A 23808-nucleotide genomic window follows, 5' to 3' on the forward strand; every position below is an offset into this window, starting at 1 on the left:
GCCCAGACGCGACGAGCAGGTGACGGGGTCACGGGCCAGGGTGGCGTGTGGGCGTCAGGCGCGAGCGGTGACTCTACCCTCACGGGAGGGTAGAAACCCAATGCGGAATGCTGACCCGGTCCACCGGGTTGGCATGAGAATGAGCGACGAACAGTTCGATCCACGAGCCCTGATCGCCGACAGCAAGCTCGGCATCCTCGCCACCATCAAGTCGAACGGTCTCCCGCAGCTGTCCCCGGTGACATCGGTCTATGACCGCGACACCGACACCATTTACGTGTCCATGACCGAGGGGCGGGCCAAGACGGCAAACCTTCGGCGGGATCCGCGCGCGGCGATCGAATACACCAGCGCCGACGGTTACACATGGGCGACCGCCGAGGGTGACGTGACGCTGATCGGACCGGGAACCGATCCGAACGGACCGGAGGTCGATGCCCTCGTGGACTACTACCGGCAAGGCGCCGGCGAGCACCCTGACTGGGCAGAGTATCGAGGCGTGATGGTTGCCGACCGTCGTGTGCTGATGGTGCTTCATGTCGGTCGCGCCTACGGGGCCAAGCTGCGCTGATCATGCGCGTTCGCTCGAGAGGATAGGTGACCGATGGTTGAAGGCGACGGCTCGGTGTACGCACTGAACCTGTTCGACCTGGCCGACAACGATGACTATCGCGCGTATTCGCGGCGGTCGGTGGCGGAGGTGCAGTCACACGGTGGGCGCGTCATCTCGTTGGGTGCGTTCCGGCGTGCCGAGGTCGGTGACGTCGCTCCTCGGCAGGTCATGGTGCTGGTCGAGTGGGATTCGATCGAGGCGTTCGAGAGCTATCGAGATGATCCGGCACTCGCCGATCTCCACCCGCTCCGTGAGAACGGAACGACCGGCTACGTCTGGCATCTGTTCGACAAGCTCGACGACTTGCGGCCGATTCTGCGGCGCTCCTGACGGGTCGCGTCCCGCGCGCCGTTCAATCGGTGAACTCGCGGGCGGCCGACTCGACGACGTCACGTCCGGTTCCCTTCTGCAAGAACCACTCTCGCCGCCTGGTGGCACCATTGCCCGCAATCCGGAGGCGAGCGAGGGCGGCGTCCACCAATTCGGTCTCTCCGAGGGCGTCGAGTGCGGCGCGGATGTCGGTCACGACCGACTCCATCTGTGTGATGGCCGAAACCGATTGTTGCGTCACCACATCGATGCCATCTCCGTCGATGCCATCGTGGGCGGCCTTCCACATGGCTGCGGCCAGCACAGCGGAATCGACGATCGGCGGTGCGACGCCGGACGCGATGTCGTCCAGCGCGGTGATCACCAGGGCGCGGACGAGCGTTGCGACGACGACGGTCTCGTCGGCTCGAGACTGGACGTCGCCGACCCGGATCTCGACGGTGGGCAGGTGATCGGATGGGCGGATGTCCCAATAGACCATGTGGTCGTCGAGGATCGCGCCACTGGCCACGAACATCGACACCAATCGCTCGAAGTGTTCCCGGGAGCGCAGATACGGCGGCGGTCCCGACGCCGGCCACCGGGACCAGAGCACCGAGCGCCAGCTGGCGTGCCCCGTGTCGGCACCGCGGTAGATCGGCGAATTGGCACACAGCGCAAGCAAGATCGGCAAACGATGTCGTAGGTGATTGCTGACCGCCACCGCGGTGTCCCGATCGGGAACACCGACGTGGATATGACATCCGGAGATACCCTGCTCGTGCGCCAGCATGCCGAAACTCTGCCCGATGTGCCGGTATCGGTCGGTGTCGGTGATGGGGAAGTGGTCGGGCACCGTGGGAGGTACCCCGGCGGCGATCACGGCGACGCCCACGTCGTCGGCGGCCTCGGCGACCACGGTGCGAAGCCTGCGGAGCTCGGCGAGGACCTCATGCCCGCTTGCGCAGGCCGACGTGGCGATCTCCACCTGGCAGGACGTCAGCTCCAGGTCCAGATCGACGCCGCGCCGTGCCGCCGCCGCAGCGACGTCCCGGTTTCGGCCGACCGGATGCCCGGTCAGCTGGTCGACCAGGATGAATTCTTCCTCGACGCCGACCGTGGGTAGCTGCACGGCAGGGTTGCCCGTGATCGACGAGTCGCCGTACGTCACCTTCTCATCGTACGGTCGGCAGGGTCATGGGGCGCCCACTCTGCCGACGGCTGGACTCAGTGGCACCTCGAGCGCGTCGTACAGGCCGGGTTCGGCGGCGACCAGCCACGGGATGGCATTGACCAGGCGACCGACGGCCGTTGCATTGCCTCCGGCCGCGCGGTTGCCGTCGTCATCGGTGGCCTCGACGGTTATCTCGATGCGCGGGCTGCCCTCGATGATGACGCGATGTGATCCGTCGCCACCGTCGGGAGGCGACGGCCACTCGGGAGCGCAGTCGGCGTGAATCCGGGTGATGTGTTCGATCACGATCGGGATCGACTCACCCGCGATGCCCTGAACCTCGAACCGGACAGCTCCCTGCGTGCCTGACCCGAAGACACCCATCGCCGGTGTGCTGACATCCGCGTCGAGAGACCTGCGCTCGAGAACCTCCCGGATCTCATCGATCTCGATGCCGAGACCCCTTGCGATCAAACGGATCTGACCGCCCCACACCATCGAAGGCACGCCTCCGGTCAGCATCGGCGGCTCGTAGTCCATCGGCTGTCCCATGCCGACCAGGTAGCGCACCGAGTCGGGCTGGTCGTAGGTGGTGTAGTCGAAGATCTCCTGGCACCGGATGGCGTCGATCCGCGAACCGAGGCCGCTCGCGAGCAGCGGGAGGATGTCGTTGCCCCATCCGGGATCGATGCCGGAGACGAAGAGCGAACCCTTGCCGCTCGCGATAGCGTCGACGACCGGATCCCTGATCTCGGCCGGCGCCGACCGTGGGTCGTAGAGCGCATACAGCGACGGTGTGACGACAACGGCACCCGCCGCGACTGCCCGCACGATGTCGGCCAGGGCGTCGTCGGGGCGGATGTCGCCGGACGCCGCATAGACGACGGCGTCCGTGTCGGCCTTCAGGTCGTCGAAGCTGCCGGTGGCGACGATTCCGGCCTCGACGTCCATGCCGGCCAGGGCTCCGGCGTCACGGCCGACCTTGTCCGGAGAATGCACGATCACCCCGCTCAAGACGAGATCCGGGTGGGCGAGAACGGAGCGGATGGCGGCCTGGCCGACATTGCCCGTGCCCCAGACGATTGTGCGGTGCTTCTCGGCCATGCCGGTGAGCATAGGGATTCGGCTCCGGGGGCGGACACGAAACGGACATCTGGGTCCGCACGCCGCCCGTCATGTCAGATCGGGGAATCCCGTCGAAAGACCCCCGCGACGATTCCGCGGATCAGATCGGCCTCCTGCTCGGCGTCGGACGGTGGCCAGATGAGAATCGTCAAGATCGTGCGCACCGCGAACGCTGCGACCGCGTTGTCGTCCCGATCGATCCCGATCAGTTCCGAGGCCAGATCGGTGACGGTTGCCGAGGCGATCACAGTGCCGGCCGCGCCGATCAGATGACGCGATCGAAGGAACTGTCGGGCCACCGGGTCCGCGCGGATCGCTTCGAGGGCGACCGTGATGGCGGTGATCGCGCGGTGCTCTCCGGACAGGTCGATGATCGCCGCCCGTACTTCGGTGATGATGTCGGTCGACGTGGAGGCGAGCACCGCCTCGACGATCTCGCCCTTGCCGCCGGCGTGCCGGTAGACAGTCGCGCGTGAGCAGTGCGCGCGCCCGGCGAGTTCGTTGATGTCGAACGCATCGACCCCACGCTGCGCGATGAGGTCGGTGGCGACGGCATACAGACGGTCCCGGGCCGAGTCGGAGCGGCTTCCCCCGATCAGCCAGTCGTTCGTCATATCTCAGTGTGAGACGAACTGATGATCTATCTCAAGTCGCGCCGCAGGTCGCAGCGTTCGGATGAGACGACCGGGCCAGGTGCGGTGGTGTCAGCCGTGTCGACTTGCGGCGGCCCGGTTGTGTCGCGGACCCGACCTCGTCGAGGCTGGTCACATGCATGATCTCGGCAACCCGTATCCCTATTTCGAATCGCTTCGCCTGCAGGGGGCGGTGACGCGGCTCGCCGGCTCGTCGTTCTACCTGGTCGGCTCGTGGGATCTGGTGGCCGAGGCGGTGGGGCGTCCCGAGGACTTCTCGTCGAATCTCACGGCGACGATGGTGTGGAACGACGACGGGACGGTGTCGGAGTTCCCGATCGCAGAGCTGGGCTCGCCGCTGCACGTGTTGGCGACCGCCGATGAACCGCTGCACCGTATACACCGCACCATGGTGATGCCGTCGATGGTCGCCAAGCGAGTGCGTGGACTCGAACCGTTCATCGCGCAGCAACTGCTGCGCTTGTGGGACGACGGTCTAGACGGTTCTGACATCGACTGGGTCCACGTGATCGCCCAGCGATTGCCGATGGCCGTCGTCGCGGAACTGGTCGGGTTCCCGACATACGATATCGACGACCTGGTGCGCTGGGCCTTCTCGAGCACCGTTCTCCTCGACGGGGTGGTCACCGCAGAACAGCTCGCCGACGCGACACAGGCCGTGGGGGAGCTCACCGCATATCTCGCGGAGGCTTTCGAACATGCGGTTGCCGCCCCCGGCGAGAACGTGATGGGTGACCTCGCGCGCCTTGTCGCCGCGGACCGGCTCGATCACGACAGTGCGGTGATGATCCTGATCCAACTCGTCGCGGCGGGGTCGGAATCGACCGTCAGCCTGCTGGGCAGCGCTGTTTGGTTGCTCGGCATGCACCCCGGGATCGAGGCAGACCTGCGCTCCCACCCCGACTTGGTGCCGCTGTTCATCGAGGAGGCATTACGATTGGAATCGCCGTTCCGTGGCCACTATCGCCACGTCGTCGCGGACACCGCCCTCGGTGACACCGATCTACCCGCGGGATCACACCTGTATCTGCTGTGGAGTTCGGCCAACCGCGATCCGGCCGCTGTCGACAATCCAGCACAGATCTGCCTGGACCCGGGAAAGCGTCGCCCGCACATGGCATTCGGCAAAGGTCTGCACATGTGCGTCGGCGCTCCGCTCGCCCGGCTCGAGGCCAGGCTCGCGATCGAGTTCCTCCTCGACTCCACCACGGCGTTCGACGTCGAGACTGCCGATCCGCAGTGGGAGCGCAGCCTGATGGTGCGGCGCCTGCGTACCCTGCCGGTTACGGTTCAGTCATGACCGACCACGCCGACCACGACGCGATCTGCACGCTGCTCTATCGATACGCCGAACTGCTGGACGGCGGTGACTTCGCGGCGGTCGGTGAGTTGTTCGCAGATGCCGACATCGCACTGCGCGGCGAGGTCACCGGACGCGGTGCCGCGCATGTCCGTGCGATGTTCGAGGCCATGGTGATCGTTCATCCGGACGGCACGCCGCGCACCCGACACCTGATCACGAACCCGATCATCGAGTTCGACGGGCCCGATCACGCGCATGTCCGATCCTGCTACACGGTGCTCCAGCAGCGCGACGGTCGCATCGAGATCGTCGCATCGGGCCGGCATCTCGACACCGTGACCCGACGCGCCGAAGGCTGGATCTTCAGTTCACGTGACTACGGGTACCTGGACTTCGTCGGTGACACCTCGGATCACCTGCGCGCATCCGGATAGTGTCGGCGCGGGAGAGCCGGGTCAGACCGAGGCTCGGACCCGTCCGAAATAGGACCGCAGACCGAATGCGGCTGCCGTCGCACTGACGCCGAAGACTCCCCAGAACTCTGCGCTGCGCAGGCGGGTGCGCTGTGTGTACACCATCGCACCGGCCACGCCGGCGTTCATCGACGCCCAGACGATGTTCTGGGCCGGTGACGAGTCGCCGACCCCGGGTGGATCGGAGAACGGCGTGGGAAAGGGCCTACCTGCGAGTCCATGCGCGAGGTGTGGGACCACGTTGGTCGCGACAGCGCCTGCGCTCGCGGTGACAAGATGGTGTGGCCAAGCGGGTTTCATGACATCCCCCAGTCAGTGTTGTGCATTTCGTCGTCACAGACACGGTATCTGCCCCGTGGAACCGGGCGCTTCCGATGAGATACGCACGCCGGTGGGGTCTACATCGGTGATCGGTTCGCAGGATCCCACACCGGAACGGCAGGCAAGCATGCTCATCGTCGCAGGACACATCACGGTCGATCCCGACCAGCGCGAGACCTACCTGGCGGGCTGCGTCCGCGTCGTCGAACAAGCGCGTCGCACGTCCGGCTGCCACGACTTCACCATAGATCCCGATCTGCTCGACGCCGGGCGCATCAACATCTTCGAGCGCTGGGAGTCACAGGCGGACGTCGAAGCGTTCCGTGGCGGGGGCCCGAGTGACGATCAGGGTGCCGCGATACGGTCGGCCTCGGTCACCGAGTACGAGATCGGTGAGGTGCGGTCCTTGTCGGGATAGGGCGAATACTGCATTGTCCAGTGGCTCATCGTGGTTGCGAAGCGAGTGACGACGCAGCACGAACTCCCTCATGGACACGCTTGGATCCGGAGTTCGTGGCGATCCGCGACCCTCCTCAGACGAGATAGATCACGAACACCGCGATGAACAACACGGCCAGCCATGAGTCGGTCGCCATCCTGAGCCAGCGAGGTGCGGTGCGCACTTCCATGAAATACCCGATGATCAAACGCGATTTGATGAACGTGATCACCAGGACGGCCGTCGTGATGACGACACTCGGCTGCAATCCCGCTGCGTGATGGGCGGGCGCGAGCCACCAGGAGCCGATGGTGATCGCGACCAGAATCAACCATACCCACGTCACTGTGCGTCCGGACGTCGAGCGGATGGTGGAGTCCGTCGGGTTCGTCATCGGGTCACCTCACAACGTAGAGCAGGCCGAAGATGATCACCCACAGGAGATCGACCATGTGCCAATAGATTGCGCCGGACTCGACCATCGAGGCGCGTCGGCGGGTCGGGTTCCGCAGTTCCCGGACAACCACACTCAACACGATGAGTCCGATCAGGACGTGGACCAGATGCACGCCGGTGAGCACGTAGTAGAACGAGAAGAACATCTCGCTGTTCGTGTGGCCGGTGCTGATCTCGGTGTACCACTCGTATCCTTTGAGGAGCATGAACAGCAGACCGCCTGCGCCGGCGGCATACGTCAGGCGTATCGCCTGTTCGTGGCGTTCGGAGCGGGTTGCGAGGACAGCGCGGGCGATGAACCATGAACTGGTCAGCAGGATCACGGTGTTGATGGCGCCGATGGTGATGTCCAGGTGTTGCTGCTCCTGAAGGAATCCCTCCGGGTCCATGGTCCGGTAGATCATGAAGACGACGAAGTACCCACCGAAGATGATCAGGTCGCCGATCACCATCACCCACATGTGGCCATCGCCGGGGAGGTGGCGATCATGTTGGCGGGCAGATGCTTTGGAGTCCGGTGGTTGCGCTCCGGGTGACGACAGTGGCGGTCGCGGTTGCGCTTGTGACATCAATGGTTCCTTGCGTCGGTTCAGTCCGGTGGCGGAGAGTCTGCGGGTTCGTGTGTCGCGGCTTGTCGGAGCAGGACAATCAGCGCTCCGAGCCAGACAGAGAAGATCACCACCGCCCACCAGAGGGCGATCGACCCGTTCCACGCGAACGGTCCCGAATGGAACAGAAACATCTGGGAGGCGATGACTTCGGTGATGATCTGCCAGATGGTCACGTAGGCAAACCATTTGGGGAAAATCTCGTTCTTGTCATACAGGATGGCGATCGCCAGCACCAGGTAGGCCGCCGTGAAGCAGCCCAGCGAACCGTTGTAGGAGAGCATGCCGACGTCATAGAGCAGACCGATGAGTGAGGGGTCGCGATCGGGCCGGAACGTCGCGGTCAGGAAGCAGACGGCGACCAGCAGGAAACCGGGCAGCGCACCGACTCCCATGCCGGCGATGTACCCGTAGGCGAACGTCGACCCGACTGACATCCGCTTCATGTGGTATAAGATCAGCCCATTGGTCACGGCTGCACCGCCGAGCAGGACCATCAGCAGACTGAATCCGATCTGGATCGTCAGCCCGTGCTCGGTGAAGAACGCGACCTTGCCGGCATCGGTGACGTCCGGCCGTGGTGGTGGCGTGACCCGGGTCAGCACGCAGATGATCACGCCGAAGAGTCCGTACCAGATCGGGAAGAACCAGGTGACGAGCCGGACATCGGGTTTACCTGGGGGATGCTCGGTCATGTCCGCGGCCCGGCTGCGCGTCAGCATGCTCACGAGACCACCACTTCGTCGGAGACGGCCTGACCGATGACGGCCCGTCGCAGGACGAAGAACATGACCACGACGAAGAGGGCGAACGCGCCGTAACGCAGCCAGAACGTGAGGAAGCCGTCCCAGGCCAGGGGTCCGGTCCGGAAGACGCCGGCGGCCGCTGCGGGAAGCATTGCGACCGCGGTGGCCATCGAGTAATGGCCGACCCATCGGGGGAACACCGCGTCCGGACCGTCATCGAAGTAGACGGACAGGCCCAGGAGGACGAACTGCATGACCATCATTCCAACCGGGGCCACCAGCACGATCCACGCGAGATCGTTGAGCAGCATGACCAGCTCCGGGTCGCGTTCTGGGCGAAAAGCGGCTGCCAGGAACAGGATGTTCGACAGCGCGAAGATGGTGGCACTGCTGACGATTGCGGTGAGGTAGCAGTAGGCGAAGACGTGGCTCTGCGTGGTCATACGTTTCATCTGGACCACGATCACCATGAAAAACGGCAGCACCAGAATCCCACACAGGTTGAACGTGACCTGGCTGAACTGGATCCATGCGGTGTGGTCGGCGTAGAACGCTCCGACCTGGTCCGCGGACATCGTCGGGGACATCGGTGGCCGGAAGCCCGGGAACGCCAGCGCGGCCACCAACAGGACCATCCCGACGGCCGGACCTGTCCACAGACTCACCCACTGTGCCTTGATGTTTCCTGCGCTGGGCAGGTCTTGGGCTTGCTCCACGATCTGCACGTCACCCTTCCGATAACTGATAACAGTCAGTTTGTGCTTCGGCCGTATGACCGGCGGTGCTTCTCATTGTCTTCGAATCCATTCGCACAGCGGATGTTTCCCCGGGAAGCGTAACGCGGCCAGTAACCCGGAGGTGGCGATTTACTGATCTGAGTCAGTTTTGTTTTGGGGTAGGATCGCCGACAGAGATGCAGACTGGTTCGACGAGGGCAAGGGGTGGACCGCTGAAAGCGAAGCCGCAGGAGCGCCGCTCGAAAGGCCTCCAGACGCGAGAGCGATTGCTGGGAGCAGCGATTGCGGAGTTCAAACGCACCGGAATGGCGGCTGCCGACACAGGTGCGGTCGTGGCGGCGGCCGGCGTGGCCCACGGCACCTTCTTCTTCCATTTTCCCACCAAAGAACACGTGCTGATCGAGTTGGAGGAGCGCGAACAGGTTCAGATGGCGGCCGAACTGACACGATTCTTCGGACAGGACCATGACGTGCGCGAGACCCTGGCCGAATCCGTCCGTGTCTTGCTGAAACTCGAGCGTCGCCTCGGCCGCCTGTTGTTCAAAGACTTTTTGGCACTGCACTTCTCAACGACCCGGCCACCGTCGGAGGAGTGGGACAAGTATCCGGTTGTCGGTGCCGTCGTCGAAGAACTTCAGCGCGCCCGAGAGCGCGGCGAGATCCCCGACGAGGTTGACGTGGTGCACAACGGCGTGTCGTTCCTGGTCGGGCTCTACGCACTGCTCATCACGATTCCGGAATCCGAGGACATCCGTGGCCCGGTGATCGAGGAGTACCTGACGACGTACATGTACGGCCTTCGGGCGTGGCCACCACCGCAGGGTGTGCCCTCGTGACGTGGTCGGCTGACCAGTTGGGCGCGGTCGACTCCGCCGATGAATTGGAGATCGCGGTGCGAAGGGCAGGAGGAGATCTGCGCGGCTGGGTGCCGATCTGGGTCGTGCGCGTCGATGATCAGGTGTTTGTCCGGACCTGGTACCGGCGACCGACGGGATGGTTCGGGCACGTTCTCGATACGGGTCGTGCCCGCGTACGCGTTCGCGGGATGGAGGCCGACGTCACCGTCGAGGATGTCGGGGTCGGTTCGTCCGAGTTGCGCGCCGACGTCGATGCGGCCTATCGCCACAAGTACGGCCGGTACGGCGTCACGACCGTCGACAGGATGGTGTCGGACTCTGCGGCCCGAGCGACCCTGAGGCTGACGCCTGAGTGATCGTGTCAGCCGGCAGTCGTCACGCCGGCGAGGAACAGGTCGATACCGGCAAGGAATTGCTCGCGGTCGTCGTGCTCGGGGAGTTGGGTCGCCACCTGTTGAAGGAAGGGATGATTGGCGGGATCGCCCTGCATCCACCGCTCGGTGACCGTGGCGAGAAAGGCCGACCGATCGGTCTCGCGCGCGAGAAGCCTCGCGCCCGCCGAGTATTGCGCCGCGAGACCGAGGACATAGCTCACCAGAGCGGACGCCGAATTGAACTGTGCCCGTTCGGGAATGCCGAGAGTCTGCAACTGTTGGCCGATGCCCTCGAAGATCTGCATGATCGCGGACTGCCACGGCTCGCGGGAGAGTTGAGTCCCCACCCAGGGATGGGCATCGATTGCATCGAACACCCCGGAGGCGATACCGCGGATTGCCTCTCGGGGGTCCGTCTCCTCGGCGACGTCGGTGACCGCTCGGGCGATGACGTCGTCGGTCGCCGCGACGAGTAGTTCGTTCTTGTTCGCGACGTGGTGGTAGATCGCACCACTGCCGGTGGCCAGGCGAGCCGTGAGCGCGCGGAACGTCAACGCACTCTCGCCGTCGGCGTCGAGGATCTCGATCGCGGCCTCGACGATCCGCTCCTTCGACAGCGCGTCTGAGCGCCGTTCATTCCGCTGCGTCTTGGTGGCCATGGCGACCATCTTGACATAGTTGGAATGATGTTCCAACATAGAGACATGGAACGACGTTCCAACTTACTTGTGAAAGGAGCATTCCCATGAAGACACCAGTCACGATCATCGGTGCGGGCCTCGGGGGCCTCACCCTCGCTCGCGTCCTGCACGTCCACGGCATCCCTGCAACGATCTACGAGGCCGATCCTTCGGCCGCGGCCCGAACACAGGGCGGCCAACTCGATATCCATGAGGACGATGGCCAGCGCGCGCTCAACGCGGCCGGTCTCACCGAGGAGTTCCGCAAGATCATCCACGTGGGCGGCGACGCGACCCGCATGCTCGATGAGAGGGGAGAGGTCCTGCTCGACGACCCCGCCGACGACGGAACGGGGCGTCCCGAGGTACTCCGTGGAGACCTTCGTCAGATCCTGCTCGACTCGTTGCCCGCAGACACGGTCCGGTGGGGAAAGAAGCTCGCCGGCGTCTCCGCGGTGGGCGATGGGAGCCACGAGCTGACCTTCGCCGACGGATCGACGGTTCACGCGGAACTCCTCGTCGGCGCCGACGGGGCCTGGTCGAAGGTCCGGCCGTTGCTGTCCGGTGCGACGCCCGAATACGTGGGCACGACCTTCATCGAGACATACCTGTATGACGCCGACGAGCGCCATGCGGCAACGGCCGACGCCGTCGGGGAGGGCGCGATGTATGCGCTCACGCCTGGGACGGGTATCACGGCGCATCGTGAGGTGGGGAGTGTCCTGCACACGTATGTCCAGCTGAAGCGACCAGCCGAGTGGATTGCCGACATCGACTTCACCGACTCGGGTGCGGCTGCTCGCATCGCGGCCGAATTCGACGGATGGGCACCGGAACTCACCGCTCTGATCACCGACGGCGAGACGGCGCCGGTGCCACGCATGATCTACGCGCTCCCGAACGACCATCGATGGGATCGCGTGCCCGGGGTGACCTTGCTCGGGGATGCCGCACACCTGATGCCGCCGTCCGGCGACGGCGCGAACCTGGCGATGTTCGATGGTGCTGAGCTCGGCAATGCGATCGCCGCGCACCCCGACGACATCGACTCGGCGCTCACGGCGTACGAGACCGCGATGTTCCACCGAAGCGCGGCCACCGCCGTGGACGCATGGGAGATCCTGGACCTGTGCCTCGGCGGCAACGCGCCCCACGGGCTCGTCGACTTCCTGTCAGGAACCGTCGAGCAGGCGCGGAACTGATCCGCTGTGGCGCACATTTTCGGGTCGCACCAGACGCGCCGGGGGCGCCGGTCTGGGACGATATGCATGTGATCCTCCCCAAGGAGCGCGATCCTCGTTTCATCACCATCCGGCGCGGGGGAACGCTCACCGACGCCGATCATCGACTCCTGGCGATGTGGGCAGCGGCATGTGCCGAGCACGTCCTCGGCATCTTCGAGAAGGCGCGGCCCGACGATCCGCGTCCACGCCAGGCCATCGAACACGCCCGCGCATGGGTCCGTGGCGAGGTCAAGATGATGGATGCTCGCGCAGCGGGCGGACACGCGATGGGGGCGGCGAGGGAGCTGCGCGGAGCACCTCGTCACGCGGCGTATGCCGCCGGACAGGCCGGGGCGGTGGCCCACGTTGCCGCCCACGACCTGGGTGCGGCCGCCTACGCGATCAAGGCAGCGCGTGCGGCAGCGCCGGAAGGTCGAGGTGAGGCCGCCGGATTGCTCGAGTGTCGTTGGCAGCGTGAGCAACTCCCGGACGCGATTCGTGATCTGGTGCTCGACGACCAGCGATTGCGGAACGACATCTGCTGGTCGGTGTTCGAGATCTGAGTCGATGCGTCCGAAACTGCTTGCAGTTGGGGCGGACCTGGAACCGAGTTCACGGCCGGCGACGCTGCAACCACGAAAGTATCAACGCACGCGCAGACTGCTTGTTTCGCCACTCTCACCATATCGCGTGGTCCGGGGCTTGCGGCAAGACCCCGGTGATGGTGCAGACTCGTCTGCTGCGAGCAAACACACGTCGTGCGCGGCGAAGGGATCTGTATGAGTGACGTCATCATCGTCGGCGCCGGGCCGACCGGCTTGATGCTGGCCGGCGAGCTCCGGCTGCAGGGCATCGAGGTCGTCGTCCTCGACAAGGACGACGAGCCCACGGCGATGGTCCGTGCGCTCGGCATCCACGTACGCACGATCGAGATCATGGAGCAGCGCGGCCTGTTGGACAGATTTCTCGCGCGCGGACGAAAGTATCCGCTCGGTGGCTTCTTCGCGGGTATCGCCAAGCCGGCGCCAACGCATCTGGACACCGCCCATGGCTACGTGCTGGGCATACCCCAGCCCGAGATCGACAGGATCCTCGCCGAGCATGCCACCGAAGTCGGTGCGGAGATCCGTCGTGGGAAGAGTGTCGTCGACGTCCATCAGGACGAGGATGGGGTCACCGTCGAATTATCTGATGGCACAACACTTCGTGCGCGCTATGTGATCGGTTGCGACGGTGGGCGCAGCACCGTCCGCAAGCTGATCGGCGTAGCGTTCCCCGGCGAGCCGTCGAGGGCGGACACGTTGATCGGCGAAGTGGACGTCGCCATGCCGGACGAGGAGCTGACCGCCAGGGTCGCCGAAGTCCGTGAAACGCAGAAGCGCTTCGGGATCGGCCCCTCTCCGTCGGGGAACGGCCGTTATCGCCTCGTGGTGCCGGCAGCCGAGGTCGTCGAGGATCGCGCGGTCCCGCCGACCCTCGACGACATCAAGCGACAGCTGCGGGCGATCGCCGGCACCGACTTCGGCGTCCACTCGCCGCAGTGGCTGTCACGTTTTGGTGATGCCACCAGGTTGGCCGAGCACTACCGCCGCGGCCGGGTGTTCCTCGCCGGCGACGCCGCACACATTCACCCCCCGATGGGAGGGCAGGGCCTCAATCTCGGGGTCCAGGACGCGTTCAACCTCGGGTGGAAGCTCGCCGCCGCCATCAATGGGTGGGCACCGCACGATCTGCTCGACAGCTACGAAGCCGAACGGCGGCCGGTGGCCGCCGACGTACTCGACAACACGCGTGCACAGGCGGTCTTGGTCTCCACCGAGGCCGGACCACAAGCGGTGCGGCGGTTGATCTCTGAGCTCATGGATTTCGATGAGGTCTCGCGGTACCTGACCGAGAAGATCACGGCGATCTCGGTCCGGTATGACTTCGGTCCCGGTGACGATCTGCTGGGCAGGCGTGTGCGCAACATCGGCGTGAGCCGCGGGGGCCTCTACGATCTGATGCATGCCGGCCGTGGGCTGTTGCTCGATCAGACGGCCCGGCTATCGGTCGAAGGGTGGGATGATCGAGTCGACCACGTTGTCGACACCAGCACCGAGCTCGACGTCCCGGCCGTGCTGCTCCGTCCGGACGGGCATGTGGCGTGGGTAGGGGACACGCAGTCGGAGTTGAACACGGGCCTGGCCAGGTGGTTCGGCAGCGGCCCTGAGTAGCTCGGTTCGCCCTGAGTAACTCGCCCGCGCGGGTGGTCAGTCCACCATCATCGTCATGAACGTGCTGTTCGGATCGTCGGCGGGATATGCACCGAAGGCGCCGCATTCGACGAATCCTGCTCGGAGGTACAGCGTTCGAGCGGGCGCGAAATGAGCCATGCTGCCGGTCTCCAGGGACACGCGATGCACTCCGCGGCCTTTGGCGTCGGCCAACGCATGGTCGAGGAGAGCTCGTCCTATCCCGCTGCCGCGTCGATGGGGGGCGGTCCTCATGCTCTTCAATTCCTCGTGACCTTCCGTCACCGGCCCGAGCCCGACCGTGCCCACGAGCTCGTCGTCGAGATGCGCGACCCATAACCTGAATCCCGGAGACACTCTCATCTCGTCGATGGTCAGCGCATGTTGACTGCCGCTCGGCGCGGTGGGCGCGATGTCATCGAGATGTGCCCGCAAGAACGCCTGGAGGGCGGGGTCGTCGTAGTTCGCCCGTGCGATCAGCATTGTCGCGGAGTCACCCCATTCTCATACGCGTCTGCGAACGGCTACCCGGCGATCGTGTGCATTCCGACGTTGATCACGTTTCCGCTGCTGTCACGATAGAAGAATCTCGTGACACCCCACGGCTCGTCCGTGCGGGGGTGCACCACCTCGAGGCCTTGTTCCTGCACCTTCCGGAGAGCGTCATCGACGTCATCGACAAAGACCGAGACTGCTGGGTTTGCCGGACCGGTCGCGTCGCGGGTCATGAGGCTGAGCTGGTGCCCGTCCTCATCTCCGAGAGTCACAATCCAGCCGTGGTCCATCAACACCGTGAGCCCGAGCGCGGCTTGGTGTTCGGCTACGGCCTCGCGGAGGTCCGACACGACGAGGTTGGGTACGACTCGGTTGACTGCGGCCATGTTCGGCCTTTCGTCGGAGGTGTGTTGTCGGACTGTCACAGTGGTGGGCAGACGTTATCAAGTCGGCGGGTACCCGGGCGGCCATGTGCACAACTCTGGTCGGGCACTGTGCGGCGGAAGCAGGTCACTCCGTCGATCCGGCATTCTTGCGCCGGCCTGCATTGAAGCGCGCCTTCTTCTGACGATTCCCGCACGTGTTCATGTCACACCATCTGCGGGTGCGACTCTGACTGGTGTCGAAGAAAGCCGCTCGGCAGGTCGGTGACGCGCACAACGCCAGCCTGCCGGTCCGTTCGCCCGCGATGATGCTGATCGCGTCGTCGGCGATCACGCTGAGGGCATCGTCGACGCAGGACGCGGAGCTCAGCCGCCATTGACGGTTGCCCTCGGGTGTCAGGATGGCCGCGGCCCGACCTCGCATGCTGCAGGCGTTGATGATTCGGACGGCAGACGCCGGGGGAGAGGCTCCCATTGCGGTCGCTGTCGCGGCGGCGTGAATGGATTCCCTGAGTTCCCGGGCGTGTTCGATCTGGGCCGTGGTGCAGGACTCGACGGCGAGGCCGTGTACTGCCAGCCAGTCGACGAGTCGTTGGGGCGTCGGAATGCGCTCGACGGCGTCGCCCTGTCGCTCGGTCAGTGTTGCCGTGAAGCTGGTCGCCAACTCGGTACCGAGGCGAAAGTCTGGAAACTCGGCTCGCATGGAACCACCTTAGCTGGTTGCGAGGAGGCGCGATGACGGTATGCTGGAACCGTCTTAGCCGGTTCCGATTCATCTGACCGGTTCCGCGATGATTCGGAGGTATCGATCTCATGGCCCGTCCGAGCACAGACGTGCAGGCATATGAAGCCCGCGCAAGTGACGCTGACCTCGACGATCTGCGCGCGCGACTGGGCGCGGCCCGGTTGCCGGAGGCCGAGACGGTCTATCGCGCCGCGCCCGACCCACGTCGATGGGAACAAGGCGTTCCGCTCGCCGACCTCATCGAGATCGTTGACTACTGGCGCACCGAGTACGACTGGCGCTCCTTCGAGGAGCGGCTCAACCAGATCGGGCAGTACCGCACCACAATCGATGGCCTGGGAATCCACTTCCTGCACCGGCGATCTGCGCGAGCAGACGCAACTCCGCTGATCCTGACGCACGGTTGGCCGGGCAGCATTGCCGAGTTCATCGACGTGGTAGAGGAACTGGCGGATCCGGACGACGGGGACGCGCCTGCGTTCCATGTCGTGGTCCCCTCGCTACCCGGATTTGGTTACAGCGACAAACCGACCACAACCGGTTGGGGGACCGAAAAGATCGCGGCCGCGTGGGTAGAACTGATGGGCCGGCTCGGCTACCGCAGGTTCGCGGCCCACGGCGGCGATTGGGGAGGCAATATCACCACGGTCCTCGGTGGCCGGTTCCCAACGCATGTCATCGGTATCCACACACTGTTCGCCGAGGCGCCGCCCGGGTTGACGACGGAAGGGCTGACGGCGGCCGAGCGCGAGTGGACCGAGGACACCCGTGATTTCTGGCGCCACCACGCGGCGTATGCGAAACAGCAGGCGACCCGACCGCAGACCATCGGCTACTCGCTCGTTGATTCGCCGGTCGGGCTCCTGGCCTGGCTCCTCGACAAGTTCGCTGAATGGTCCGACACGAAAGACAGTCCGTTCGAGACGATTTCCAGAGATCGCGTCCTCGACGACGTCACGCTGTACTGGCTGACCCGGAGCGGGGCATCTGCGGCACGCATCTACTACGAGAGCCACAACTCGGTCGACCCCGATCTCCGGGTCGATGTTCCGTCGGCGATCACGATGTATCCCCGTGACATCGAGAAGTGCCCGCGGCCGTGGGCCGCCGAGAGGTATCGAAACATCGTCCGATGGAACTCGCCTGAGAACGGGGGACACTTTCCGTCGCTGGAGGTCCCCGAGTATTTTGTCGAGGATCTGCGAGAAGGCCTCGCGGTGGTACTGGCCGCTGGACGATGAACGCGATGACGGTACCGGGTGCAGGATGGGCCGAGGGCCGAGGACGGCAGAGGAACGGCGTAGGCGTTGCCACTCCCCAACATCTCGATCAGCCAGACCCGCGGCGGCCTCGCGTCGGAACTGGCAGTCTTTGTGGTGAAGCGGAGTCGCGACCCCAACTCAATGCAGCTGAGCAGGACCTCGCCGGACAGAAAGGCAGTCGATATGGCATACGCCGTGGATTTCAAGGACGTCTCAGTCGTCGGACTCGAGTCATCGCCGGTGCCCGAGGCATTGGCGGGGCTGCGGGCCAATGAGGCGCGATACTTCAAGAACAAGTACGACCATGTCTTCACCGTCGAGCCGGCGGACGAGGCGACGTCCACCGTCGACTGGGTACATCGGATCCTCAAGGAGGAGCGAGGCCTCGTCATCGGATCTCGCCCTCTGGAGGCAACCGAGTTCGAGGTCGACGGCATCCGGATGGCCTACGTCTTCTACGAGAGCGGTCTCTCGATCAACGTGATGTATGCGCTCGACGACGGCGGGAAGCGGGCGGTCGGCTTCAAACTCTCCGACGGCATGGAGATCCCCGAGGAACTCGCCTCGACGTTCAAGTTCGCGCGGCAGAAGTCGAAGCTCGCAGGCACCATCCGCGGGTCCTACTTCGTCATCAAGAACACGTACTGAGATCTTCAGTGCTGTCGCGTTCTCTCGTGACGGCCCACTGGATTTCGTCACCGCCGAGGTGGACTGTTCATTTGCACAAATGATTCGATGTACGTCAATATTGATGAATGTCGAAGCACAACCTGTTGGCCTCGGACCCGCGCCCGGGTCTGAGCGCCGCAGAGGCGAAGGGACTCGCGCCGGCGTTGAAGGCACTCGCTGATCCGGTGCGACTGCGGTTGTTGTCGGAGGTGGCGGCGCATCCAGGTGGCGAGGCGTGCGTATGTGACATCTCGGGGCCATTCGATGTGTCGCAGCCGACGATCTCGCATCATCTGAAGGTGCTGCGTCAGGCGGGTTTGGTGACCAGTGAACGCCGGGCGACGTGGGTGTATTACCGGGTGAACACGGATGCTCTGGCCGAGTTGGCCGATCTGCTCGGTGGACTCGCGTCGGTGGTGGGGGTGTCGCGGTCGTGTGAGGTGCCCGAATGAGTACCTCGTCGGATACCGCTGTGGCGGGTAAGCTTTCGGGTCTCGACCGGTTCCTGCCGGTGTGGATCGGTGCGGCGATGGGGGTCGGTTTGCTCCTGGGGCGTGGTGTGCCCGGCCTGGGTGACGGGCTGGCGGCGGTCGAGGTGGACGGAATCTCGTTGCCGATCGCGCTGGGCTTGTTGGTCATGATGTATCCGGTGCTGGCGAAGGTGCGCTATGACCGGCTGGACTCGGTGACCGGTGACCGACGGTTGTTGTCTGGGTCGTTGCTGTTGAACTGGGTTGTCGGGCCGGCGTTGATGTTCACCCTGGCATGGCTGCTGCTGCCGGACCTGCCGGAGTATCGGACCGGGCTGATCATCGTGGGTTTGGCTCGGTGTATCGCGATGGTGATCATCTGGAACGACCTCGCGTGCGGTGATCGGGAGGCCGCTGCGGTGCTCGTCGCGTTGAACTCGGTGTTCCAGGTGGTCATGTTCGCCGCGCTGGGCTGGTTCTATCTGTCGGTGTTGCCGGGCTGGCTCGACCTGGAGCAGACCGCCATTGATACCTCGCCGTGGCAGATCGCGAAGTCAGTGCTGATCTTCCTCGGCATCCCCCTCGTTGCGGGCTATCTGACCCGACGGTTGGGGGAGCGTGCGAAGGGGCGCGAGTGGTATGAGACGTCGTTCCTGCCCCGGTTGGGACCGTGGGCGCTGTATGGCCTGTTGTTCACCATCGTCATCCTGTTCGCGCTACAGGGCGAACAGATCACCTCACAGCCGTGGGATGTCGTGCGGATCGCGCTGCCGTTGTTGATCTACTTCGCCGTCATGTGGGGCGGCGGATTCGCCCTCGGTGCGGTGATGGGGTTGGGATATGCACGCACCACAACGTTGGCGTTCACGGCTGCGGGCAACAACTTCGAACTCGCCATCGCGGTCGCGATCGCTACCTACGGCGCCACGTCGGGTCAAGCTCTCGCAGGCGTGATCGGTCCACTGATCGAGGTCCCGGTCCTGGTCGGACTGGTGTATGTCTCGTTGTCGTTGCGCCGCAGGTTCGCCCTACCTGCCGATCCGATGGTGGGCGTCCGTGATGTCTGAACCCACCAAGGCGTTGTTCGTATGCGTCAGCAACCGGGGCAAATCGGTGATGGCCGAACGCCTTACGCCGACGGTCACCGACCGCGTCGTCGCATCCTCGGCCGGCACCAGCGCCAAGACCGGTGCTCAGATGAATGAGCTGTCAGCTCACGTGCTTGCCGAGGTCGGTGTCGATACCGGCCATCATCAGCCTCGCCGACTGACCGAGGAACTCATGCTGGCGGCTGATCTGGTGATCGTTGTTGGGACCGCAGAAGTCGCCGCACCAGTCGGGGTTGATCTGCAAGTGTGGAACATCGATGAACCGGCGCGACGTGGCATCGACGGAATCGACCGGATGCGGTTGGTGCGCGACGACATCACCGCCCGAATCCGGGCTCTCGCCGCCGACTTGGAATAGTTCGCGAAGTATCGCGGTGTGGCCGGCTCAGCAGCACGCCGTACGGGAATCAGCGGAGTCGGGAGTGCTTCCACCGCAGCATGTCGAACTCTCGTCCGTGTCATCAGTTATGTTCTGTTGCAGCAGTTTCGGGCTTGTGCCGAAAGTCTCGGAATCGGCGAGCACAGCGTAGACCTCCCACTGTTCGCTTGACGGGCCGGTCACCCACACCTTGTCCTGGGTCGCGAAGCAACAGGTGGAGTTGATCTCGTCCCGGGTGAACAAGCCCTCGGCGGCGAGCCGGGTGATCTCGGCGTGCACCTCGTCGCTGGATTCGACCTCGATGCCGAGATGGTTGATCGTGCCGCTCTCTCCGGGATTCTCCAGCAGCACCAATTTCATGGGCGGCTCGGCGACCGCGAAGTTCGCATACCCCGGCTTGCGTTTGGCCGGCTTGGTGTTGAACAGCTTCGAATAGAACTCGACCGCAACATCAAGATCATCGACATTGAGTGCGAGCTGCATGCGGGACATGACCATCACCTTCACCTGTGAGACATATATCGAACTATTGGATACAAGCAGCGTGCACGCCTTTTCGACATATGTCAACAGGGTGAGTAGGGTCGGAGTATGCCGAAGACGTTGCCGATGATCGACATCAGCGCACCCATTTGTTGCGCCCCGGTGTCGGCTGCGCCGCTCGACGATGAAGCGGCACTCGAGATCGCGCTGCGACTCAAGGCCTTGGGCGACCCCGTCCGGATCCGATTGCTGTCGATGTTGCTCACCGATGAGCAAGGTGCGGGGATCTGCACATGCGATCTCGCGGCAGCGGTCGGACTGACCGAGGCCACCACGAGCCACCATCTGGGTCAGTTGCGTAGGGCCGGGATGGTCGCACCCGAGCGGCGCGGGATGAATGTGTACTACCGGGCGCGGCCCGAATCGCTGCAGGCACTGTGTGGTGTTCTGAGCGCGGACACCGGTTGTTGTTGAGCGCTGCGAGGCTCGCTGTGAAGGTCTTCTGATACCGGCACGTTGGTGAACCCGCGACGGTGCGCCTCGACGCCCCGATACCGATAGGGTCGAACAGGATGTCCGGTTCCGGATCGCGTTGGGCGGAATCGGTGATGTGTCGAGTCGAAAGGAACACATGAGGCAGATCGCTTCCCGCCGCATTGAATTCGTCGCCGGCCTGATTGCGGTCATCGTGGTCGCCGCTGCCTGCGGCGGCGACGCCACGAGCGACGACACCGCGTCACAGGTCTCGTCGGCGGCTCCTGCGGTGTCGGAGTCGGCGGCAGCGACCAGCGGCGATGCGACCACCGGTACGGCTGTGGAGACGACGCCCGAGGCCCAACCCGCCGCAGTGAAAATCGCGGGGGAGCGTGACGAAGTGGTGACACTGGCCGGTCCGATCGCCGTGAAGTACACGTCGGCCACCGACGCTCAGAAGGATGCTCTCGGTCAGCCGCTGACCGGCGATCACAACGCTGGGACCCGCGAGAATGGCGTGGTGTTCCAACAGTTCCAGGGTGGTGTGATCATCGCGAAGAACGACGCCTCGGGGACGCCTGCGTACATCATCACGTCGGGCAAGATCAGGGACGCTTGGAACACCGAGCGGGCTCTTGACGGCACCCCGTCGCTCACCGGAAAGAACGGCTCGCCCGGACCGCTGGGAGTTCCCACCAGCGACGTGACCACTGATGGTGCAGTGCAAGAGGCGAGTTTTGAGCACGGCAAGGTGACCGAGAACACCCAGACCGGCGAGGTCACTGTGACGGTCAACGGCCGGACTGTGCCATCCGGTCTGAAGTAGACCAGCCGAACTGGTCGGCCACGTGACGAGTCGAGGGGGCTTACGGCGCGATGCTGAATGCAGTCGGACCTCGTCGCACAGGCCGATGCTGATGGGGTGAGCAAGACCCTCAAACGGGCAGACCCACTCTGCAGAGCGCTGTCACGACGCCAAGCCGGTTGGCGCTCAGACGAGGGTGCCAACCCCAGCGTGTCTGGCCCGGTCTGCTCCACAACCACGATCTCATCGACGACATTGGTGCCAAACTCGCAACCCGCTGGGATATCTGACACGTCCCTGTGTGCTTGGCTGAAGCCTATTAGTGATCGAGGAGTCCTCCAAGAGGGTACTGCGACAATGAATGGAAGGGCCCGTTCTGCGTATCGGCTAACGGACTGCTCACCGGGTCCACCGCTCTGATCCCCATTGGAGAACGCGATGCATGTGCCAGTAACTCTGGCCAGCTGGATGATCGGCGACGGCGCGGCGGCTTTTCCAGCCCACGGCGACCCGGTCGACATCGTCCTTGGGCTTGTCCCAGCACAAGACAACGACCTACCAGCGATGTGCATCACCGCCACCGCTGAGGTAGAGCAGCTCGGCGGTGGCGGGGCAGCCACGCCAGATGCCGCACTCGTGCACTTTTCGGCCTTCGCTGCGGTTGCCCATAACGCAACGTCGCTGCACCACGGCGAATCGACAGTGCACGGCCGATTGCATGTGGAATACGAGATGACGGCTGTCCGTGTTCCCCGCGTGAGAGGGACGGTACTGCGGCGCAGGCTGATCACCGAAGTTCGATCACCCGGAGAACACTGGCGGCCACCTACCTATGAACTCAGCGACATCATCACTCGGCGAACAGAATTCGAAGATTCGGCCATGACTGCGATCGGTGAGGTCGACTCCGGACAGCGCGGTCCAAGACCACACGACACCTGGCGGCACGATACCGGGCTCCTGCTGGACATCGAGATCGACTAATCCGATCTGTTGCCGCCGGTGTGACCTGCAGGCAACCAAATCACCCAGCAGCAGTTCCCTAGAGATTCACGGGGTAGCTGCCGCCGACTGAGACATGGTGTCGGAATGGAAATGCATGCCCTGTGTCCGGCACCCTGATCCTGCCACGATGGACATGTGGTCCATTGGCGCGTTGACCCCGACACCATCAACTCGAAGATTCCGTTCTCGGCACACGAGATGCCGACCGACCTCCCAAAGCAATGGGCAAAGGCGGTCCAAGCGGTGACTCACGACCTGCATCATCTGAGACCAGGACCGCCGATTGTCCTTGATCGCCTCATTCCAGGCGTGACTGCGCCGCCAACCCACTAGGGTCGGCACAGGTTGCTGAGTCGTTGAGGAGGTCCAACTCGCTATGAGTGCAGGTGCTTACGAGTCCGCAGCTGGAGGCGGGGGCGCAATTGGCCGCCGCCTGCGGCTTAGTGGTCCGGAGCAGTTCTGGTATGTCCTTGAGTGCATCGGATTTGGTATGGGATATCTGACGAAGGTCCCAACAAAGAAGGCGCTGTCGGAGGCATCGCTCACCGCACTCACCGGTGGGGAGCGGTTTTGGTATGTCGTCGAGTGCATTGCTTTCGGCGCAGGATACTTTGCCAAGATCCCCGCGAAGAAAGCTCTCAGCGAGGCCGGATTGGTCACTCGCACTGGGGCGGAGAGTTTCTGGTACGTCCTCCAGAATATCGCATTCGGGTCCGGATACTTCGCGAAAGTGCCCATACGTAAGGCGCTTTCGGATGCGTCACTTCTACCGATGACTGACGCGGCACAGTTCTGGTACGTGCTTCAGTGCATCGCTTTTGGCTCAGGATATTTCGCCAAAGTCCCCCAGAAGAAGGCGCTGAGCGAACTCGACAATATCGACCTGCGGCGGAGGGCAACCACCGGTTCTGTGAACTGAACCAACGACGTTGCGGACCCGGATCGCGGCGGAAAGCCCTGATACACAGGGACATTTGAGTTGAGACTTGTGCCACGTAGTTGATACTCCCTGCCTGGCCCAATTTTGACTACCTCATCCGAACTGGTGACAGATGATTTGAGACATTGCTTCGTGGTCGTCAACTCGGATCCCTCCGACACGCAGTCGAGACTTGCTTGATCCGGGTCCGACGCTGATAACGGAAGCGACCAGGAGGGCGGCTTAACCGGTGTTCACCAAACGGGCTCAACCCAGTGTCTGTGGCGT

General features: G+C 64.1%; 32 protein-coding genes. 19 read left to right on the forward strand and 13 right to left on the reverse strand.

All coding sequences use genetic code 11. From position 1 onward, the window contains the following. The first annotated feature begins 139 nt into the window (after positions 1-139). Positions 140-571 (forward strand): PPOX class F420-dependent oxidoreductase, encoded by a 432-nt coding sequence (locus IDF66_RS21155; protein WP_190268495.1) that lies wholly within the window; start codon positions 140-142, stop codon positions 569-571. A 33-nt stretch (positions 572-604) separates the two neighbouring features. Further along, positions 605-943, forward strand: a complete 339-nt coding sequence (locus IDF66_RS21160) for a DUF1330 domain-containing protein (RefSeq protein ID WP_190268496.1) — start codon at positions 605-607, stop codon at positions 941-943. A gap of 22 nt (positions 944-965) precedes the next feature. Here the strand turns inward: IDF66_RS21160 and IDF66_RS21165 are convergent, their stop codons facing one another. The 3 genes from IDF66_RS21165 to IDF66_RS21175 form a co-directional block, all read right to left on the reverse strand. Then, a complete protein-coding gene (locus IDF66_RS21165; RefSeq protein WP_317628796.1) occupies positions 966-2093 on the reverse strand; it encodes a carboxylate-amine ligase in 1128 nt (375 codons plus the stop codon). Positions 2094-2117: 24 nt separating this feature from the next. Beyond that, positions 2118-3200, reverse strand: a complete 1083-nt coding sequence (locus IDF66_RS21170; RefSeq protein WP_190268497.1) for an NAD(P)H-dependent amine dehydrogenase family protein — start codon at positions 3198-3200, stop codon at positions 2118-2120. 74 nt (positions 3201-3274) lie between these two features. After that, the gene (locus IDF66_RS21175) at positions 3275-3835 is read right to left on the reverse strand and encodes a TetR/AcrR family transcriptional regulator (protein ID WP_190268498.1); all 561 of its coding nucleotides are present in this window, start codon (positions 3833-3835) and stop codon (positions 3275-3277) included. Positions 3836-3989: 154 nt separating this feature from the next. Between IDF66_RS21175 and IDF66_RS21180 the strand changes: the two genes are divergently transcribed. Both IDF66_RS21180 and IDF66_RS21185 read left to right on the forward strand, forming a co-directional pair. Continuing rightward, entirely contained in the window at positions 3990-5174 is a 1185-nt protein-coding gene (locus IDF66_RS21180) for a cytochrome P450 (RefSeq protein ID WP_190268499.1), read from the forward strand. Continuing rightward, complete coding sequence (locus IDF66_RS21185) at positions 5171-5611, forward strand: nuclear transport factor 2 family protein (protein WP_164309827.1); 441 nt, start codon at positions 5171-5173, stop codon at positions 5609-5611. Before IDF66_RS21180 ends, IDF66_RS21185 begins: the two co-directional genes overlap by 4 nt. Before the next feature lie 21 nt (positions 5612-5632). Here the strand turns inward: IDF66_RS21185 and IDF66_RS21190 are convergent, their stop codons facing one another. Next, on the reverse strand, positions 5633-5950 hold the full coding sequence (locus IDF66_RS21190; RefSeq protein WP_190268500.1) for a hypothetical protein: 318 nt from the start codon (positions 5948-5950) through the stop codon (positions 5633-5635). Between the two features lie 148 nt (positions 5951-6098). Between IDF66_RS21190 and IDF66_RS21195 the strand changes: the two genes are divergently transcribed. Next, positions 6099-6389 carry a putative quinol monooxygenase gene (locus IDF66_RS21195; RefSeq protein WP_190268665.1) on the forward strand — a complete coding sequence of 97 codons (291 nt, stop codon included), beginning with the start codon at positions 6099-6101 and terminating at the stop codon, positions 6387-6389. A gap of 115 nt (positions 6390-6504) precedes the next feature. Here the strand turns inward: IDF66_RS21195 and IDF66_RS21200 are convergent, their stop codons facing one another. The 4 genes from IDF66_RS21200 to IDF66_RS21215 all read right to left on the reverse strand — a co-directional run bounded on the left by IDF66_RS21200 (position 6505) and on the right by IDF66_RS21215 (position 8945). Beyond that, positions 6505-6804, reverse strand: coding sequence for a cytochrome C oxidase subunit IV family protein (locus IDF66_RS21200; protein ID WP_164309825.1), 300 nt, complete (start codon positions 6802-6804; stop codon positions 6505-6507). A 4-nt stretch (positions 6805-6808) separates the two neighbouring features. Then, a complete protein-coding gene (locus IDF66_RS21205) occupies positions 6809-7327 on the reverse strand; it encodes a cytochrome c oxidase subunit 3 (RefSeq protein ID WP_190268666.1) in 519 nt (172 codons plus the stop codon). A 128-nt stretch (positions 7328-7455) separates the two neighbouring features. After that, complete coding sequence (locus IDF66_RS21210; RefSeq protein ID WP_190268667.1) at positions 7456-8196, reverse strand: hypothetical protein; 741 nt, start codon at positions 8194-8196, stop codon at positions 7456-7458. A gap of 2 nt (positions 8197-8198) precedes the next feature. Further along, positions 8199-8945, reverse strand: coding sequence for a hypothetical protein (locus tag IDF66_RS21215; protein ID WP_190268501.1), 747 nt, complete (start codon positions 8943-8945; stop codon positions 8199-8201). Positions 8946-9133: 188 nt separating this feature from the next. Between IDF66_RS21215 and IDF66_RS21220 the strand changes: the two genes are divergently transcribed. Together IDF66_RS21220 and IDF66_RS21225 are read left to right on the forward strand one after the other, a co-directional pair. Further along, positions 9134-9793 (forward strand): TetR/AcrR family transcriptional regulator, encoded by a 660-nt coding sequence (locus tag IDF66_RS21220; RefSeq protein ID WP_190268502.1) that lies wholly within the window; start codon positions 9134-9136, stop codon positions 9791-9793. Then, positions 9790-10170 carry a DUF2255 family protein gene (locus IDF66_RS21225; protein ID WP_190268503.1) on the forward strand — a complete coding sequence of 127 codons (381 nt, stop codon included), beginning with the start codon at positions 9790-9792 and terminating at the stop codon, positions 10168-10170. The genes IDF66_RS21220 and IDF66_RS21225 overlap by 4 nt, the downstream gene beginning before the upstream one ends. Positions 10171-10175: 5 nt before the next feature. Here IDF66_RS21225 and IDF66_RS21230 read toward each other — a convergent pair whose 3' ends face one another. Beyond that, positions 10176-10886, reverse strand: a complete 711-nt coding sequence (locus tag IDF66_RS21230; protein ID WP_223309952.1) for a TetR/AcrR family transcriptional regulator — start codon at positions 10884-10886, stop codon at positions 10176-10178. A 47-nt stretch (positions 10887-10933) separates the two neighbouring features. Between IDF66_RS21230 and IDF66_RS21235 the strand changes: the two genes are divergently transcribed. The 3 genes from IDF66_RS21235 (at position 10934) to rox (ending at position 14304) form a co-directional block, all read left to right on the forward strand. Continuing rightward, positions 10934-12070, forward strand: a complete 1137-nt coding sequence (locus IDF66_RS21235; protein WP_190268504.1) for an FAD-dependent oxidoreductase — start codon at positions 10934-10936, stop codon at positions 12068-12070. A gap of 68 nt (positions 12071-12138) precedes the next feature. Further along, the gene (locus tag IDF66_RS21240; RefSeq protein WP_164309822.1) at positions 12139-12654 is read left to right on the forward strand and encodes a putative immunity protein; all 516 of its coding nucleotides are present in this window, start codon (positions 12139-12141) and stop codon (positions 12652-12654) included. A 216-nt stretch (positions 12655-12870) separates the two neighbouring features. Further along, positions 12871-14304, forward strand: coding sequence for a rifampin monooxygenase (rox, locus tag IDF66_RS21245; protein WP_190268505.1), 1434 nt, complete (start codon positions 12871-12873; stop codon positions 14302-14304). A gap of 36 nt (positions 14305-14340) precedes the next feature. Here rox and IDF66_RS21250 read toward each other — a convergent pair whose 3' ends face one another. The 3 genes from IDF66_RS21250 to IDF66_RS21260 all read right to left on the reverse strand — a co-directional run bounded on the left by IDF66_RS21250 (position 14341) and on the right by IDF66_RS21260 (position 15903). Further along, entirely contained in the window at positions 14341-14805 is a 465-nt protein-coding gene (locus tag IDF66_RS21250; protein ID WP_190268506.1) for a GNAT family N-acetyltransferase, read from the reverse strand. 41 nt (positions 14806-14846) lie between these two features. Then, the gene (locus IDF66_RS21255) at positions 14847-15203 is read right to left on the reverse strand and encodes a VOC family protein (RefSeq protein WP_190268507.1); all 357 of its coding nucleotides are present in this window, start codon (positions 15201-15203) and stop codon (positions 14847-14849) included. Positions 15204-15327: 124 nt separating this feature from the next. After that, entirely contained in the window at positions 15328-15903 is a 576-nt protein-coding gene (locus tag IDF66_RS21260) for a CGNR zinc finger domain-containing protein (protein WP_190268508.1), read from the reverse strand. Positions 15904-16013: 110 nt separating this feature from the next. Between IDF66_RS21260 and IDF66_RS21265 the strand changes: the two genes are divergently transcribed. The 5 genes from IDF66_RS21265 to IDF66_RS21285 all read left to right on the forward strand — a co-directional run bounded on the left by IDF66_RS21265 (position 16014) and on the right by IDF66_RS21285 (position 19813). Beyond that, positions 16014-17186, forward strand: coding sequence for an epoxide hydrolase family protein (locus tag IDF66_RS21265; protein ID WP_190268509.1), 1173 nt, complete (start codon positions 16014-16016; stop codon positions 17184-17186). A 204-nt stretch (positions 17187-17390) separates the two neighbouring features. Beyond that, positions 17391-17855 carry a phage tail protein gene (locus IDF66_RS21270; protein WP_190268510.1) on the forward strand — a complete coding sequence of 155 codons (465 nt, stop codon included), beginning with the start codon at positions 17391-17393 and terminating at the stop codon, positions 17853-17855. A gap of 107 nt (positions 17856-17962) precedes the next feature. Then, on the forward strand, positions 17963-18328 hold the full coding sequence (locus IDF66_RS21275; protein WP_164309813.1) for an ArsR/SmtB family transcription factor: 366 nt from the start codon (positions 17963-17965) through the stop codon (positions 18326-18328). After that, on the forward strand, positions 18325-19413 hold the full coding sequence (gene arsB, locus IDF66_RS21280) for an ACR3 family arsenite efflux transporter (RefSeq protein ID WP_190268511.1): 1089 nt from the start codon (positions 18325-18327) through the stop codon (positions 19411-19413). The genes IDF66_RS21275 and arsB overlap by 4 nt, the downstream gene beginning before the upstream one ends. Continuing rightward, positions 19406-19813 (forward strand): arsenate-mycothiol transferase ArsC, encoded by a 408-nt coding sequence (locus IDF66_RS21285; protein WP_190268512.1) that lies wholly within the window; start codon positions 19406-19408, stop codon positions 19811-19813. Before arsB ends, IDF66_RS21285 begins: the two co-directional genes overlap by 8 nt. Positions 19814-19840: 27 nt before the next feature. On the opposite strand, the gene IDF66_RS21290 is transcribed toward IDF66_RS21285, so the two are convergent. Next, a complete protein-coding gene (locus IDF66_RS21290; protein WP_190268669.1) occupies positions 19841-20326 on the reverse strand; it encodes an ArsI/CadI family heavy metal resistance metalloenzyme in 486 nt (161 codons plus the stop codon). Between the two features lie 99 nt (positions 20327-20425). Here IDF66_RS21290 and IDF66_RS21295 point away from each other — a divergent pair, with 99 nt between their 5' ends. The 4 genes from IDF66_RS21295 to IDF66_RS21310 all read left to right on the forward strand — a co-directional run bounded on the left by IDF66_RS21295 (position 20426) and on the right by IDF66_RS21310 (position 23520). Next, positions 20426-20791, forward strand: a complete 366-nt coding sequence (locus tag IDF66_RS21295; protein ID WP_190268513.1) for an Rv2640c family ArsR-like transcriptional regulator — start codon at positions 20426-20428, stop codon at positions 20789-20791. A gap of 157 nt (positions 20792-20948) precedes the next feature. Further along, on the forward strand, positions 20949-21617 hold the full coding sequence (locus IDF66_RS21300; protein ID WP_190268514.1) for an LGFP repeat-containing protein: 669 nt from the start codon (positions 20949-20951) through the stop codon (positions 21615-21617). Between the two features lie 417 nt (positions 21618-22034). Beyond that, complete coding sequence (locus tag IDF66_RS21305) at positions 22035-22580, forward strand: hypothetical protein (RefSeq protein ID WP_190268515.1); 546 nt, start codon at positions 22035-22037, stop codon at positions 22578-22580. Between the two features lie 397 nt (positions 22581-22977). After that, positions 22978-23520, forward strand: a complete 543-nt coding sequence (locus IDF66_RS21310; protein ID WP_190268516.1) for a hypothetical protein — start codon at positions 22978-22980, stop codon at positions 23518-23520. The last annotated feature ends 288 nt before the right edge of the window (positions 23521-23808 follow it).

This window comes from Gordonia hankookensis (assembly GCF_014673215.1).
In the GTDB taxonomy this organism is placed as follows: Bacteria; Actinomycetota; Actinomycetes; order Mycobacteriales; family Mycobacteriaceae; genus Gordonia; species Gordonia hankookensis.